Origin of the sequence: Thiomonas sp. X19 (assembly GCF_900089495.1) — a bacterium.
GTDB lineage: Bacteria > Pseudomonadota > Gammaproteobacteria > Burkholderiales > Burkholderiaceae_C > Thiomonas_A.
Genome location: NZ_LT605203.1, coordinates 4258200 through 4271786 on the forward strand (window position 1 = coordinate 4258200; position 13587 = coordinate 4271786).

Sequence of the window (13587 nt, forward strand, 5' to 3'; positions counted from 1 at the left end):
GCTGCAAGACCCAGGCGCCGAAGCCGGCCAGCGCCACGGCCGGCAAGCGCCGCTGCGCCATCCGGCGGGCGGTGCTACAAACAGCGGTGCGTGCCGCACAGCGGCGCAGCGTCCATTCCCCGCCATCGAACCCATCAATCCATACTCATCATGCAAATCCTCCACACCATGCTGCGCGTCGGCGACATGCAGCGCTCCATCGACTTCTACACCCGCGTGCTCGGCATGAAGCTGCTGCGCACCACCGAGCGCCCCGAGCAGAAGTACAGCCTGGCTTTCGTCGGCTACGCCGCCAACCCGGAGCAGGCCGAAATCGAGCTGACCTACAACCATGGCGTCGACCATTACGAACTGGGCAGCGCCTATGGCCACATCGCCCTCGGGGTGGACGACGTTTACGCCGCCTGCGAACGCATCAAGGCCGCCGGCGGCAAGGTCACGCGCGAAGCCGGGCCGGTTGCGGGCGGCAGCACCGTCATCGCCTTCGTCCAAGACCCGGACGGCTACAAGATCGAGCTGATCCAGCGCGGCACGCACTCTTGATGTTTCCCCAATCCGGGACAGTCTGAACCCCTCCCCACCCCAACCCTCCCCATGCATGGGGAGGGGGAGCTTTGTGCGTCGCTTCGAGTTTGTTGCCAATTCTGGAGCTCTCTCAAGGAAACGCAGGGCCGCCCCAAATTTCCTTGACCCCCACGGGGGGGGCGGGTCGGCGAGCCGACCCTGGGGGCGCTCAATAGGGCCGCCGGGCGCTTGCCCACGCCATACCCGCCCTGCCCAATCGCGGGTGCGAGCACCCTCAGTTCCTGCTCAGTCCATGCTCAGGACTGGCTAATGCCAAGCCTCGACACTCCTTCCCAGCCGCAAACGGTTTGCGGTGTGCCGGCTCCAGCCGGCACCCCTATCCAGCAAGGAGTTTCATCATGGCAACAACCCGTACCCTCATCGCATCCGCCCTGCTCGCCGTTGGCGGGCTCACAGCCGCGGCCTCCGCCTATGCCTTCGACGGCCAGCAATACAGCAAGGACGCCAAGGTCACGCTGGAGCAGGCGCGCGCCACCGCGCTCAAGCAAATCCCCAACGGCACCGTTGCCGACGAGGAACTGGAGAAGGAAAAAGGCGGCACCGGCCTGCGCTACTCGTTCGACATCAAGGCCGGCAACGCCACCCATGAAGTCGGCATCGACGCCCAAACCGGCGCCGTGCTGGAGAACAGCGTCGAAGGAGCGAACGCGGACTGAGCGGGCTGCCTTCATGGCCCCATCCGGGCGGCGCCGATGCCGCCCGGATGCCTATGATGGGCGCATGCTCCAAAGCCTGCGCCCATGAATTCCCCACCCACTGCAAGCGCCCGCAACCGGCGTCTTGACGCGCTCAAGCCCCATCATCCGAGCGGTTTCAAACCCCTTGCGGGCCTGCGGGTGCTGAGCGTGGCGCTCAACCTGCCTGGCCCGGCAGCCCTCGCCAGGTTGCACGCCCTGGGGGCCGAAGCGCGCAAGATCGAACCCCCGTCCGGCGACCCGATGCGGGCCATGTGCCCGCCGCTGTATCGCGCCATGCACCGTGGCGTCGCGGTGCGCACACTCGATCTCAAGACCCCGGCGGGACAGGACGCCTTGCAGCAGGAACTGCGCGATGCCGACCTGCTGCTGACCTCGTTCCGCCCGGCCGCGCTGCAACGCCTGGGGCTGGGCAAGCGCCGCCTGCGACGCGACCATCCCTCGCTTGCGTCCGTGGCCATCGTCGGCCAAACCGGGCGTGGCGCCAACCTGCCCGGCCACGACCTCACCTATCAGGCCCAAGCCGGACTCATCGACGCTGCGCGCCTGCCGCCCACGCTGCTGGCCGACATGACCGGCGCCTTGCTCACGGTGGAGGCCGCCATGGGGGCGTTGATGCAAGCCGCGGCGCGCCGCGGCGGCGGGACCACAAGCAACGCATCCCCCGTCGCGCCCGGCGTGCCTGGCGCGCACTTGCAAGTGGCCTTGGCCGACGCCGCCAGCTTCGCCGCCCTGCCCCACGGCGCCGGCCTCACCCTGGCCGGCGGCCTGCTCGGCGGCGCCCTGCCCGGCTACGCCGTGCACCCCTGCCGCGACGGCCTGGTCGCCCTGGCAGCGCTGGAGCCGCACTTCGCCGCCCAACTCGCCACCGTCGCCGGCGGCCCCAGCCACGCGGCCATAGCCCGCTGGTGCAAGGCGCATACGGTGGCTGAACTCCGCGCCCTGGCCTTGGAGCACGACCTGCCGCTTGAGGCGTGGGGCGTGGGGCCGTCGGGAAATCATGTGCCGGCAAGGCGCCGTGCCTGAATAGCCACCAAGCGTATGCAAAGCCGATGATTGACCACGCTGAAAGTGGCACCGACCCGACCATCACGACCAACAAGCGCGCTTTGCGGGTCGCCTACGTTCTCGCCTACCGTGCCCCCAACTACATCCGCAGCCTGAGCCTGCAGCGCGCACTGGGCAACTGCTCCGGCATCGAGTTGCTGTTGGCGCGCAATCACAGCTCCGGCGTGGCGCGCTATTTCGAAACTTGGCGCGCGCTGCGCCAACTGCGCAAGACACCCGCGCCGGATATTTACATACTGGGGTTTCGTGGTCACGAGATGTTCTGGCCAGTGCGCTGGCTCACGCGCGGCAAACCGCTGGTGTTTGATGCGCTGATGTCTCCCTCAGCCGCATTGCGCGAGGAAAACAAGGCAGGTTTTCTGGGCCGACTGCTCGCGCCGCTATTGCACCGGTTCGAGCGCGGCATCTTGCGACGCGCCGACCTGGTGCTGACCGACACACAACAGCATGTGGCGTTCTACGTCAGGCAATTTGGTCTGCCGCAAGACAAACTGCTGGCCGTTCCCGTGGGTGCGGTGGAGGCGAATGCGTCTGCCGATTTAGCCGCCACGCCTGCCGCCGCCGATGCGCCCCTCAGTGTGCTGTTCTACGGCTCGATGCTGCCTTTGCACGGCATCGATGTGATCATCGCCGCCGCGGCAAAACTGGCTGATTTGCCGATCCGATTCGACTTTGTCGGCGGCAGCGCCAGACAAGCACAGCGCCTGCATCGTCTGTGCGCCACACGGGGCGTCACGCACTACGCCCATCGGCGCTGGGTGCCGCTGGATGAACTGGTTGGCGCTGAAATTCCGCGTGCCGATGTATGCCTGGGCGGGCCGTTCGGCGGCACGCCGCAAGCGCGGCGCGTGGTCACCGGCAAAACCTCGCAAAGCCTCGCGCTGGGCAAGGCCACGGTCATTGGCGCCATCGACGAAGCCTCAGGCTTCATCGACAAGGACAACTGCCTGCTGGTGCCGCAGGCCGACGCCGCCGCGCTCGCCAGCACCCTACGCTGGTGTGCTGCGCATCGCGATGCACTACCCGCCATCGGCCAGCGCGGCCAAATGCTTTATCGGCAGCGGCTTTCGGTGCAGACCATCACCCAACAGCTCTGTCCGGCGCTGCAACGGCTGCTTGCAGCACACAAGGCGCAGCCATGACCGAAGCCGCGACCACGCCGCCTGACATCAGCATCTGCATTCCCAACTACAACGGGGAGGGCGTGCTGCGCGATTGCCTGCAATCGGTATACGCACAGCACTGCGAATGCAGCTTCGAGGTGCTGCTGCACGACGATGCATCCAACGACGCATCGCTCGCATTGGTGCGCAGCGGCTATCCCGACGTGCGGGTCATCGAAAGCCACGACAACGTCGGCTTCTGCCTCAGCAACAACCGCATGGCTGCTGCAGCACGAGGGCGTTACCTGCTGCTGCTCAACAACGATGCCACGCTGCGCCAGGGCAGTCTCGATGCCTTGCTGCGCGAAGCCGAGAGGACATCGCATCCCGCCGTGCTCGGCCTGCCGCAATACACCCTCCATGATGGCAGTCTGGTGGATCGCGGCTACGAGTTGGACCTGTTCATGAACCCCATCCCGGTGTTCACCATCGGTACGCATGAGGTCGCCACAGCGACTGGCGCGTGCCTGTGGGTGCCACGCACGGTGTGGGAAGCCGTGGGCGGCTTTCCGCCCTGGTTCGAGTCGATCGCCGAGGACATCTACCTGTGCCAGGCCGCGCGCCTGCTGGGCTACCCCACACGCGTTCTGGATGCACCCGGATTCGATCACTGGATCGGCAAGAATCTCGGAGGCGGCAAGGTGGTGGATGACAAGCTCAAAACCACCGCACGCCGCCGCGCCCTCAGCGAGCGCAACAAGACCGCGGCGATGCTGCTGTGCTACCCCATGTGGGCGCTGCTGATCCTGCTGCCCCTCCACGCGCTGCTGCTGGGTGTGGAAGCCGTATTTCTATGGCTGAGTGGTGCGGGGCGCGGCAAGGTGCGGCGCATCTACGGAGCGATCCTTCCCGATCTCTGGCGGCAGCACGGCAACATCCTGGCGCTGCGGCGCGACTTGCGCGCGCGCAAGTCGCTTTCAGGCTGGCATTACATGCGCCGTTTCCGCTGGTGGCCGCACAAGCTTCGCATGCTGCTGCGCCACGGCGCACCAGAAATTCGTTAAACCCGCGCGCAGCTCAGTCTCCACGCACGATTTCCTCCAGACAGGCTTTTTGACGTTGCAACCCTGGTGATTGCGAGTTTCCTGCGGCTGGTGACGCATCCGAAAGTGTTTGTCCAGCCGACACCCATGCTTGATGCCCTGCTCGCCTCGCCGGGAGTGCTGCAGCCGACCCTGGGCGGGGAATGGCACGCCCTGCGCAAACTGTGCACCGGCAAGGCGCTGAGCGCCAATGCCGTGCCCGATGCCTGGCTCGCCGCCGCCGTCATGCACCAAGGCGAGCGCCTGGTCAGCTTCGATGCCGACTTCAAACATCTGTTGCCACGAAACCAGTTCGCCCGGCTTGCGACAGCTTGACGTCAATATTTCTGACAACGTCCATCCTGCCTGCTCATAATGCGCGCACCATGGCGCGTAGCGGCCCGACGCGCGCCGCCGCAACCGCGCTGCGGCACGGAAAAACAGACGCAACCCGTTACCATCAGAGCGGACTTTGAGGAGGAGCAAGTCATGGCACAGCTCGATCGCATCACCCAACAGCCCGAAGTGATGGGCGACAAGACGTGCATCCGTGGGATGCGCGTCACGGTCGGCATGATCGTCGGCCAGATCGGCGCGGGCCACGGCGTCGATGAAGTCCTCGCCGACTTTCCCTACCTGGAGCGCGAGGACATCATGCAGGCGCTGCGCTACGCCGCATGGCGAGCCGAAGAACGCGAGGTCACGCTGGCGACTGCATGAAGCTGCTTGTCGACATGAACCTGTCGCCGCGCTGGATCGACCTGTTGGCCGACGCGCGAATCAAGGCCGCACGGGTCAACAGTGGGGCCGAACAACGCGCCAGACGCCGAAATCATGGCGTATGCGCGTGAACACAACTGGGTTGTGCTCACGCACGATCTGGACTTCAGCTCGATTCTCGCCGCCACCCATGGCGACAAACCCAGCGTGGCGCAAATTCGCGCCGAGGATGTCAGCCCGGGCGTGATTGGCACGCTGGTCGTCATCGCCCTGCGGCAGATGACATCCGAGATGGAACAAGGCGCGTTGCTCACGGTCGACACGAGCCGTACCCGCCTGCGCGTGCTGCCGTTGCCGCCGAGGTAAGGCCGAACCCTTTCGGCAGAACCAGTCGTGCTCCTCGGCTTCACAGGCGCTGGATCAACCCATCGCGCCCCACCTCACCCCCGCCACGGCCCCATGCGTCCCCGCAGGCCGTCCCAGAGTCCGCGCACAGCCATGCGCAAAGCCGCCAGGCGCTGCTGGCCGAACACGGTTTGCGTATAGACAAAACCGAGCCAGTACCAGCCATTGCGCAACTTCCAGCGCCAGCGGATGGACGGCAGGCGGCACAGCGCCACGAAGTTGCGGATGCGGTAGTACACCCGCACCGGGCTGTACGCGCTCTCTTGCCGCCAGCCGAAATACCACACCCGCAGCGCGTGCTCGCCCATGCTGTGAAACATCACCGCCGCGCCGACGCCGAACAGTGAAAAACCCGCGGCACGCGCGCGGTGGCTCCATTCGATGTCCACATGGTCGATGAAAAAATCCTCGCGCATCGGCCCGAGCTCGCGCAGCACCGGCGCGGGAATCAGGGTGCCGGAGGTGATCAGCGTCAACGCCTCGATGGTGGGATGCGTGGCATCGGCTCGCCGGTGGCCGTAGAAGAACTTGCCCGGCACTTCGGCCTGGAATGGAAAGGTGATGCCGGTGTGGCGGTCGGTATACGTGGGACCGACGGCACCGACGCGCCGCCCCGCGCGCGTCAGCGCATCCTGCGCGCGCAGCAGTTCGGCCACCATGTCGGGTGCGGGCAGGCTGTCCTGATCGCTCAGCAGCACATGCGTGGCCTCTGCGGCCAATGCCACGTCGATGCCCACGTTCAACGCATGGGCGATGCCGAGGTTGCTTCCCAGACGGATCAGCCGTAGCGGGTCTTGCGCAAACGCCGCGCACAGCGTTTCCACGCGGCGGTCATCCGCGGGCGTGTTGTCCACCACGAACACGCCCGAGGTCTGCGCCAGCAGTGCATCGAGCAGGTCGCGCAACACTTCGGTGTCGGGCAGATAGGCCACGACCACGGCGAACACCCTGCTGCTGGCGGATGGCTGCATGCGGTTTACTTGCGCGCCGAGAGGGTGATGAATTCGCGGCGCGCGGGCTGCGCCATTTCGCGCAACTCGGCGAGCGCATCGCGCAGCGGGGGACGGCCTTGGTGGCTGGCATCATTCGCAGATTCGCCACGTGCCAACGCCTCGCTAGGCGCAAAAACATTGAACAACGACAAGCCGCGCCAGTATTGGCGCAGCGAATGGAATCCGGCTTTCGTCAATGCATCGCTCATGGACGCAGGGCAAAACAAAACGAGATGGCGTGGCGTTTCAAGACCGCGCCAGTGCGGCCCAAACCGGGCGGCGCCGAGGCTGGCCAAATTCGGGGTATCCAGCCACAGCACGCCGCCCGGCTTGAGCAATGCATGCAAGTGGCGCAAGGTGGCAGCGGGGTCATGCACATGCTCGATGACATGGCACAGGGTAATCACGTCGTAGCAGGCGCTGCGCCCGCCCAGAACCTCGATGCCGCCGTGATGCACCTCCAGTCCGCGCGAGCGTGCGACCTGCACCGCGCCAACGTCGAAATCGAGCCCTTCCACCTGCCATCCGGCTTGCCGGGCCAGCATCAGAAAACCACCATTGCCGCAGCCCACATCGAGCAAGCGCCCGCCGCCTGCTGGGAGCGGCGGCAGATGGCGGCATTCCGCATCGGCCGCCGTGCGCAGCGACGGCAGCAGCGGCAACAGCCAGCGCCCGATCGGCAACGCCGGGCTGCGCTGCAGGCCGTAGCGGTGGTTTTGATAGCCGTTGATCAAGTCGTGCAGCAGGCTGCGGATGCGGCCCTTGCGGCGCACGATGGGATGATCCTCGGCGTCGTGGGTGTAGTAGCCGGCGTAGGCGCGACCGATGCTCTCAGGTGTCGGCCTGGGGTCGAGATAACCACTGGCGCACTGCGCGCAGCGGTACAAATCCCACGCGCCATCAGCGACGCAGAACACGCGATCGGTCAGCCCCCTGTAGAGCAGGACGCGCTCGGCGCTGCCGCACACCGGGCAGCGCGGCACGGATTCAAGGTCAGCCTGTGGCCAGGGGCGTGGGGTTTCGCTCATGGCGTGATTTCCTTGTGGGTGCCCAGCCGGGTGAGGCGCAGCATGCGCAGCGCCGCGAACGCACAGGCCGCGACGAGGACGACGGTGAGCGCGAGTTGCGCTTGGCCATGCAGCGCATAAACCACCCACAGCAGCGCGCCGGCCGCCAGGCACAGCAGGCCCACACCACGCGCCAGCGCCGCGCGCTGCGCGCGATGCCGCCACCAGGCGGTGAAGTACAGCAGCGCGGCATCCAGCGTCACGCGCAGCGTCCACGCCAGCGCCGCGCCGGTGATGCCGAACGCATGCACGCCCGCGACCAGCAGCACGGCGAACACCGGCAGTTCCAGCAGGTGCAGCTTGGCGGTCAGGTCCGAGCGGCCATGCGCTTGCAGCAGGGCATAGGGCAGATGCGCGGCGCTGTTGAGGAAGATGCCGATCAGCAACAGTTGCAGCACCGGTGTGGCCGGGCCCGCAAAACTTGCATCGAGCCAGAGCGTCAGCAACGGGTGCGCGAACACTGCGCCGACAAGTACCACGGGCAACACCAGTACCACCACGGCACGGATGGCGAGGGCCAAAAGCCGCGTCGAGGCTTCGGGCCGCGACTGGGTTTCGGCCAGCGCCGGGAACAGCGCGTTCATTGCGGTTTGTGGCAGCGACGTGGCGCGAAACGCGGTATCGAACGGCACCGTGTAATACGCCACCACCGCCGGCGGAAACTGGCTGGCGAGGTAGAAGCGGTCGGCATAGACCATCAGCGGGCCGATGAGGTTGCTCAGCGACAACCAGCCGCCGAAGCGCAGCGCGTGGCGCAGGTCGGCGCGGCTCGCGGTGACGCCGGGTTCGCGCGGCAACTGGCGATGCAATTGCGTGAGCCACAGCAGCAGCCAGACCACGCGCGTGGCGGCCAGCGCCGCGATCACCCAGCCGACGTCGGGGCGGATCAGCGCCACCCCCACCGGCAGACCGAACTGCAGCAGGCTCATCGGCATGCGCCACAGGCTGAGCAGGCGGAATTGCTGCAAGCCCTCCAGCGTGCCCATGGCCCCGGTGGCGGCGAGCGCGAACGGGATGGACAGCGCCAGCGCGCGCAAGCCGAAAATGGTTTCGCGCGCCATCTCGCCGCTGAGCGAAAACAGCCGGCCCACCAGAAACGGCGCGGCCCACCACAACACGACCAGCCACAGCACGCCGAACCCGGCGAGCAGGCCAATCACGCGCCACACCAGCGCCGCCACCTGCCCGCGCGAACGGCCCCGCCCGAGGCTGCTCGACACGGTTTGCGTGAGTGCCCGGCTGAGGCCGAGATCGAACAGCCCGGAAAACCCGATCAGCCCCAGCGCCAGGGTGAACACGCCCAGCCGCGCCGCGCCCAGCGCGTGCAGCAGGATGGGCAGCGCCACCAGCCCCACGCCCAGCGAAACCAGTTGCCCGCTGACATTCCACAAGGCGTTTTGGGCGACCTTGCGGCTCATGGGTTGGGTGTGAACTTCATGTTCGGCAACGACCTGTCGTTCCCAAGCACCCCATGGCTCGGGGAAAGTGGAGGGCAGAACGCTGAACTCATGCAACGATCTCAATCCCGAACTCTGCCATGAGCGCATCGACGCTGACGAGTGGTAGTTGCTCGACACTGGCTTGTGCGGCCAGCAGGCGCTCGAACGGGTCGCGGTGGGGCGTGTTCCAGCTTCCGGCTTTGAGTGCGTGCGCTGTCGTGACGGGGAGTTCGCTGGCACTGAGTTCGCGCAGGGTCAAGGCATACTGATCGAGCAGGACTGCAGCGCCAGGCAGCTTGCCCAGCCGGTGCTTGGTGGCGATCTCGAAGGCCGATACCGCGCTCACCAGCAGGGCGTTGTCGGGGTCTTCAAGCAGCGAGCGCAGGTGCGGGCGCAGGCGCTCGGGCTCCAGCACGGCCCAGAGGAAAATGTGGGTGTCGAGCAGCAGCCTCATGCTTCCCAGGCCTTCAGTTCCTCCTCCGGCAGGGGGTCGAAAAAGGTGTCGTCCACATGCCCTTGCAGAATGCCCAGGCGGCGCTTGGCGGGCTTTGCCAGTGGCATCAACCGCGCATACGGTTTGCCCGCTTTGGCCAGGATGATTTCTTCCCCTGCGTGCGCCTGGTCAATCAGCCGCGAGAGATGCGTTTTGGCGTCGTGGACGTTGACGATTTGGGGCATGGCGATCACCTTAGCTAAGTTGCTTGACTAAGTCTACCGCTGGACGCGGGCACTGTCACCCGTCCCGCTTGTAGGTCAAGTTGGTGATCTGCTCGGAGATCAGGCCGATCAGAAAGACGATGACCGCAGCGCTCATGAGCAGCGCGCTCATATTGGTGAAACGGTGGCCGATGGTGAAGGTGTAGGCGTAGTTGCCCAGGCCGAGCAGGAAGAAGCTCGCAGCCACCGGGGCGAACAGTTTGAGCGGCGAATAGAGCGTCGCGATTTTGAAGATGATGAGCAGGAAGCGCACGCCGTCGCGCAGGGGACGAATGTGGCTGGTGCCCACGCGCTTGGCGGCCACGATGGGCACGTAGGCCACCGGGTAGGCGCTGCGGAAAAACGCCATGGTCGAGGTGGTGGGGTAGGAAAAGCCGTTGGGCAGCAGGTGGATGAATTCGCGGAACTTGGCGGCCCGTGCGGCGCGAAAGCCGCTGGTGAGGTCGGCGACCTCGTGGTTGGTCATCCAGGTGGCGAGGCGGTTGTACAGGCCGTTGGCCAGGCCGCGCCCGACGCTGGCCTGGGAGCCATCGCCACGCGCGCCGACGGCCATGTCGTAGCCCTCGGCGAGTTTGGCGAGCAGCCGGGGGATGTCGGCGGGGTCGTGCTGGCCGTCGGCATCCATGAACACCAGCACCTCGCCGCCGGCGGCGCGCGCGCCGGTTTTGATGGCCGCGCCGTTGCCCATGCCGTAGGGTTTGCTGATGACGCGCGCGCCGGCCTGCTCGGCAACGGCTGCGGTGGCGTCGGTGGAACCGTCGTTCACCACGATGATTTCGGCCTCGGGGTAGAGCGCGCGAATGCCCGCAACAGTCCTGCCGACCGCACCCGCCTCGTTGCGGGCGGGGAGGATGATGGAGAGGCGGGCGGCTTGCGCAACGGGGTCGGCGGGCAGGCCAAGGGTTTCCGGCCGGGTCAGAAGCATGGTCAATCCGCCCAAAGGCCCGATGGCGGCATTTCGCTGGCGCTACACCGGCGCGCTCGCGGGGCTTTGTCAATGGCACATTTCACGGCGGCGGTCATGGCAAATCCTTCCGGCTTGCTGGCAATCGGTTCATTATCGTGCGGCAGGCGGTGGCGCTTTCGCCGCGATTTCTGCGGCGAGCACCTTGCGCAAATGCGCTTCGCTGTGCTGATAGAAGCCGACATGCCGCAACCAGCGCTGGTGGATGGCGGCCATGCTCCAGCCGCGAATGCGTGCCAACGGCGAAGGCACGGCGTTGAGCAGATCGAGCGCCAGTTGCTGCTGTCCGGCGCTTGCCAGTTCCACTGAAAACCGCAGGCGCGCGCCCACGGGCAAGTCGGGCAGGCGCAAGGCTTGCAAGTCGAGCGTGTAGGCCTGCTGCACGTCGTTGTGTGCCAGGGCGCGCAGCGCTAGGCGGTGCAGCAGATCGCGCCGCACCGTTGCGTCTTGCGCCTGCGGGTTGCGCAGGGCGGTGTCGATGAGCCGCAGCTCGAAGTCCGGCCCGAAAGCGGTGCACTGGCCCATGCCGTCCAGCAGCTTGCCGAACTGGTATTGGGTCACGTTGTCGGTGAGGCGCGCATGGCCTGCGGCCTGCAACAAGGCCGCGCGCAGGCCGGTTGGGGCCTCGCCTTGGGCACATGCCACGCCGGCACGGTTGATGAGCAGAATGAGGCTGTGCGGATGCTGCTGCAGCGCGGCGCTCAGCAGCCTGGCGGCTTCGGGGTTGTTGCCCACGCGGGTCCATTCATTGGCCAGATAGCCTTGCGCGCGCGGCGAGTCGGGGTGTTCATGCGCCCACACCAGCGCCAGTTGAAAAGGCTTGCCCCAGACTTCCGCACGGCGCGCGGTTTGCAGTGCGAACAGCGCCAGCAGGGCGATGGCGAGCCAAAGCGGCCAGCGGCTGGGGCGTGGTGAAGCGACATCATCCTCCCGACCTCCCCCACCGGTGGGGGAGGTAAGAACGCTCCCTCCCCACGCGTGGGGAGGGCCGGGATGGGGATTGGGGAGGGCCCGCACCAGCGCCAGCGCCAGCGGGAAGAACATCAACCCCGCAGGCAGATAGTTGCGATGCTCGAAGGCGAGTTCCAGTTGCAGCCAGGTCGACTCCATCACCTGCCCTGCCAGATAAAACCCCACCGCCGCGCCCGCCGCGGCAACCACCGGATGCCGCGCCCAGCGCGACAGCGCAGCGAACACGAGCAGCGCCAGAATGCCCAGCACCGCAAACAGTGTGGACAGCGGCTGCAGCAGCCCGGTGGACAGGACGATGTCGTCGTGGAACAAGCCGCCATCGTGCGTGCGCGCCAGCCAGATGTCGCCCAGATACGTCCAGACGATGCGGCTTTCGGTCAGCAGCCGTTGCAGCGGCGTGAAGTCGCGCCCGGCGGTGGCGCCTGTCCACAGCCCAGGCAGGTACAGGGCCAGGTAAGCCAGCACCGCCAGCGCCGGTAGCCGGATGAACGCCCAGCGCCAGGCCAGAAACGCGCGCCCGCCCTGTTCCAACGCGGCGTGGTTGCGGTCGAACACCAGCGCCTCCAGCACCCAGGCCAGCAGCGGCAGCAGCGCGCCGTTCTCTTTGCTGAGCACCGCAAGCAGCGTGCCCAGCGTCAGCGACACGCTCATCCACACATAGCCCGCACGTTTGCGCCCCTGTCCCAGCAGCGCCCGCCCATGCGCGTAGCCCCACAGCCCGGCGAACACGAAGGTGGCGGCCAGCATGGTCATGCGCTGCACCACGTACAACGTGGTGGAAACCCAAAACGGGTCGAGCAGCCACAGCCCCGCGGCCAGCACCCCGGCCCAGGCCGCTGGCCTGCGCGCCATGCCGAGTGCGCGTGCCAATGCCGCGCTCAAGCCCGCGAGCAGCACGCCGTTGAGCAGATGCAAGGCGACATTGGTCAGTTTGAATGGTTCGGACGCAGCGGGCCAGTTGCGCGCGTCGAGCAGAAATGTCGCCAGCGACAGCGGCCTGCCCGTCGGCCCGGCGAAGCCCGAAGTGAGGAAGGCCGCCACCTTCCACCAGGTATCGATGCGGCCGTAGTCCCCCAGCGTGGCGAGGTTGGAATAGTCGTCGAACAAAAAGGGGCCGTTGCGCCCCGGCCAGTAGGCCAGCCAGGCGATGGCCAACAGGGCGGCGAGGGCGAGGAGAGGACGCCACATCGAGCGCTGTAGAAGTGCTGATTGTTCGGAGGCGGCTGCGATCGGGGTGCGCCGCATCATTCGCTGGCTCCTGAGCGCCCTGTTGGCCAGGCGCGTTGACCTCGCGCTTGATGCAAGACGGCCAGGATGCGAATGTCATTGCCCCGCAGGGCGAAAAAGAGGCCAGAGGGGAAGCGCGGCAGCAACGCTCGCCGCACCCTGGGCAGAACTTCCGCGTACAGATGAGGGGCTTGCTTCAGGCGCTCGACTTGCAGATCCACTGCGGCGAGAAACTCATTGCCAAGGCCGGAGGCTTGCGCGGCATACCAGTCATGTGCCGCGCCGATGTCGCTGAGCGCACGGGCGGAAAAGCTCAGACGGAACGCCATGTGCCGTCACGCAAGCGCTGCTTCACATCATCCCAAGAGTATCCAGCAGCGTCCGGCTCGGCTTCATCGACACGCAGACGTTCCAGCAAGTCGGCCTGCACTTCGGGTGACAGTTCGTGCGCCAAAGGCATGGCGGCCACGCTGTCCCAAATCAGCTCGACAAGGCGAATACGTTCCTGCAGCGGCAGAGCAAGGATTTCGGCTACTTGGCTGGCGTTCATG

18 protein-coding genes are annotated in these 13587 nt (G+C 66.5%); 9 read left to right on the forward strand and 9 right to left on the reverse strand.

What is annotated here, in order from left to right:
• The first annotated feature begins 150 nt into the window (after positions 1-150).
• From gloA to THIX_RS20865, 9 genes are all read left to right on the forward strand, one after another.
• The gene (gene gloA / locus THIX_RS20830) at positions 151-543 is read left to right on the forward strand and encodes a lactoylglutathione lyase (protein WP_112487737.1); all 393 of its coding nucleotides are present in this window, start codon (positions 151-153) and stop codon (positions 541-543) included.
• A 380-nt stretch (positions 544-923) separates the two neighbouring features.
• Positions 924-1241, forward strand: a complete 318-nt coding sequence (locus tag THIX_RS20835; protein ID WP_112487738.1) for a PepSY domain-containing protein — start codon at positions 924-926, stop codon at positions 1239-1241.
• 84 nt (positions 1242-1325) lie between these two features.
• Positions 1326-2306: a CoA transferase gene (locus THIX_RS20840; protein WP_112487739.1), complete on the forward strand. Its 981-nt coding sequence runs from the start codon at positions 1326-1328 to the stop codon at positions 2304-2306.
• A gap of 26 nt (positions 2307-2332) precedes the next feature.
• Positions 2333-3490 (forward strand): glycosyltransferase, encoded by a 1158-nt coding sequence (locus THIX_RS20845; protein WP_112487740.1) that lies wholly within the window; start codon positions 2333-2335, stop codon positions 3488-3490.
• Positions 3487-4515 carry a glycosyltransferase family 2 protein gene (locus THIX_RS20850; RefSeq protein WP_112487741.1) on the forward strand — a complete coding sequence of 343 codons (1029 nt, stop codon included), beginning with the start codon at positions 3487-3489 and terminating at the stop codon, positions 4513-4515. The genes THIX_RS20845 and THIX_RS20850 overlap by 4 nt, the downstream gene beginning before the upstream one ends.
• Before the next feature lie 126 nt (positions 4516-4641).
• Entirely contained in the window at positions 4642-4869 is a 228-nt protein-coding gene (locus THIX_RS20855) for a hypothetical protein (RefSeq protein WP_233224665.1), read from the forward strand.
• 153 nt (positions 4870-5022) lie between these two features.
• The gene (locus THIX_RS20860; RefSeq protein ID WP_112487742.1) at positions 5023-5253 is read left to right on the forward strand and encodes a DUF433 domain-containing protein; all 231 of its coding nucleotides are present in this window, start codon (positions 5023-5025) and stop codon (positions 5251-5253) included.
• Entirely contained in the window at positions 5250-5384 is a 135-nt protein-coding gene (locus tag THIX_RS24670; protein ID WP_256359995.1) for a hypothetical protein, read from the forward strand. The genes THIX_RS20860 and THIX_RS24670 overlap by 4 nt, the downstream gene beginning before the upstream one ends.
• Positions 5368-5619, forward strand: coding sequence for a DUF5615 family PIN-like protein (locus THIX_RS20865; RefSeq protein WP_233224666.1), 252 nt, complete (start codon positions 5368-5370; stop codon positions 5617-5619). The genes THIX_RS24670 and THIX_RS20865 overlap by 17 nt, the downstream gene beginning before the upstream one ends.
• A 74-nt stretch (positions 5620-5693) precedes the next feature.
• On the opposite strand, the gene THIX_RS20870 is transcribed toward THIX_RS20865, so the two are convergent.
• From THIX_RS20870 to THIX_RS20910, 9 genes are all read right to left on the reverse strand, one after another.
• Complete coding sequence (locus THIX_RS20870; protein WP_112487743.1) at positions 5694-6629, reverse strand: glycosyltransferase family 2 protein; 936 nt, start codon at positions 6627-6629, stop codon at positions 5694-5696.
• A 5-nt stretch (positions 6630-6634) separates the two neighbouring features.
• A complete protein-coding gene (locus THIX_RS20875) occupies positions 6635-7678 on the reverse strand; it encodes a bifunctional 2-polyprenyl-6-hydroxyphenol methylase/3-demethylubiquinol 3-O-methyltransferase UbiG (RefSeq protein WP_112487744.1) in 1044 nt (347 codons plus the stop codon).
• Entirely contained in the window at positions 7675-9135 is a 1461-nt protein-coding gene (locus THIX_RS20880) for a flippase (RefSeq protein WP_158540971.1), read from the reverse strand. Before THIX_RS20880 ends, THIX_RS20875 begins: the two co-directional genes overlap by 4 nt.
• 88 nt (positions 9136-9223) lie before the next feature.
• Positions 9224-9610 carry a type II toxin-antitoxin system VapC family toxin gene (locus THIX_RS20885; protein WP_112487746.1) on the reverse strand — a complete coding sequence of 129 codons (387 nt, stop codon included), beginning with the start codon at positions 9608-9610 and terminating at the stop codon, positions 9224-9226.
• Positions 9607-9834 (reverse strand): type II toxin-antitoxin system Phd/YefM family antitoxin, encoded by a 228-nt coding sequence (locus THIX_RS20890; RefSeq protein ID WP_112487747.1) that lies wholly within the window; start codon positions 9832-9834, stop codon positions 9607-9609. Before THIX_RS20890 ends, THIX_RS20885 begins: the two co-directional genes overlap by 4 nt.
• A gap of 55 nt (positions 9835-9889) precedes the next feature.
• On the reverse strand, positions 9890-10798 hold the full coding sequence (locus tag THIX_RS20895) for a glycosyltransferase family 2 protein (RefSeq protein ID WP_112487748.1): 909 nt from the start codon (positions 10796-10798) through the stop codon (positions 9890-9892).
• A 132-nt stretch (positions 10799-10930) separates the two neighbouring features.
• Positions 10931-13057: a hypothetical protein gene (locus THIX_RS20900; RefSeq protein WP_146748646.1), complete on the reverse strand. Its 2127-nt coding sequence runs from the start codon at positions 13055-13057 to the stop codon at positions 10931-10933.
• Entirely contained in the window at positions 13054-13365 is a 312-nt protein-coding gene (locus tag THIX_RS20905; protein WP_112487750.1) for a type II toxin-antitoxin system RelE/ParE family toxin, read from the reverse strand. The genes THIX_RS20900 and THIX_RS20905 overlap by 4 nt, the downstream gene beginning before the upstream one ends.
• Positions 13350-13586 (reverse strand): addiction module protein, encoded by a 237-nt coding sequence (locus THIX_RS20910; RefSeq protein WP_112487751.1) that lies wholly within the window; start codon positions 13584-13586, stop codon positions 13350-13352. Before THIX_RS20910 ends, THIX_RS20905 begins: the two co-directional genes overlap by 16 nt.
• Position 13587: the final 1 nt, after the last annotated feature.

Excerpts from the sequence above, each read along its gene's own strand:
- THIX_RS20895 (WP_112487748.1), bottom strand. The coding sequence starts at position 10,798 with ATGCTTCTGACCCGGCCGGAAACCCTTGGCCTGCCCGCCGACCCCGTT.
- THIX_RS20890 (WP_112487747.1), bottom strand. The coding sequence starts at position 9,834 with ATGCCCCAAATCGTCAACGTCCACGACGCCAAAACGCATCTCTCGCGG.
- THIX_RS20905 (WP_112487750.1), bottom strand. The coding sequence starts at position 13,365 with ATGGCGTTCCGTCTGAGCTTTTCCGCCCGTGCGCTCAGCGACATCGGC.
- THIX_RS20850 (WP_112487741.1), top strand. The coding sequence starts at position 3,487 with ATGACCGAAGCCGCGACCACGCCGCCTGACATCAGCATCTGCATTCCC.
- THIX_RS20880 (WP_158540971.1), bottom strand. The coding sequence starts at position 9,135 with ATGAGCCGCAAGGTCGCCCAAAACGCCTTGTGGAATGTCAGCGGGCAA.
- THIX_RS20835 (WP_112487738.1), top strand. The coding sequence starts at position 924 with ATGGCAACAACCCGTACCCTCATCGCATCCGCCCTGCTCGCCGTTGGC.
- THIX_RS24670 (WP_256359995.1), top strand. The coding sequence starts at position 5,250 with ATGAAGCTGCTTGTCGACATGAACCTGTCGCCGCGCTGGATCGACCTG.
- THIX_RS20900 (WP_146748646.1), bottom strand. The coding sequence starts at position 13,057 with ATGATGCGGCGCACCCCGATCGCAGCCGCCTCCGAACAATCAGCACTT.
- THIX_RS20845 (WP_112487740.1), top strand. The coding sequence starts at position 2,333 with ATGATTGACCACGCTGAAAGTGGCACCGACCCGACCATCACGACCAAC.
- THIX_RS20910 (WP_112487751.1), bottom strand. The coding sequence starts at position 13,586 with ATGAACGCCAGCCAAGTAGCCGAAATCCTTGCTCTGCCGCTGCAGGAA.
- gloA (WP_112487737.1), top strand. The coding sequence starts at position 151 with ATGCAAATCCTCCACACCATGCTGCGCGTCGGCGACATGCAGCGCTCC.
- THIX_RS20860 (WP_112487742.1), top strand. The coding sequence starts at position 5,023 with ATGGCACAGCTCGATCGCATCACCCAACAGCCCGAAGTGATGGGCGAC.
- THIX_RS20885 (WP_112487746.1), bottom strand. The coding sequence starts at position 9,610 with ATGAGGCTGCTGCTCGACACCCACATTTTCCTCTGGGCCGTGCTGGAG.
- THIX_RS20870 (WP_112487743.1), bottom strand. The coding sequence starts at position 6,629 with ATGCAGCCATCCGCCAGCAGCAGGGTGTTCGCCGTGGTCGTGGCCTAT.
- THIX_RS20865 (WP_233224666.1), top strand. The coding sequence starts at position 5,368 with ATGGCGTATGCGCGTGAACACAACTGGGTTGTGCTCACGCACGATCTG.
- THIX_RS20840 (WP_112487739.1), top strand. The coding sequence starts at position 1,326 with ATGAATTCCCCACCCACTGCAAGCGCCCGCAACCGGCGTCTTGACGCG.
- THIX_RS20855 (WP_233224665.1), top strand. The coding sequence starts at position 4,642 with ATGCTTGATGCCCTGCTCGCCTCGCCGGGAGTGCTGCAGCCGACCCTG.
- THIX_RS20875 (WP_112487744.1), bottom strand. The coding sequence starts at position 7,678 with ATGAGCGAAACCCCACGCCCCTGGCCACAGGCTGACCTTGAATCCGTG.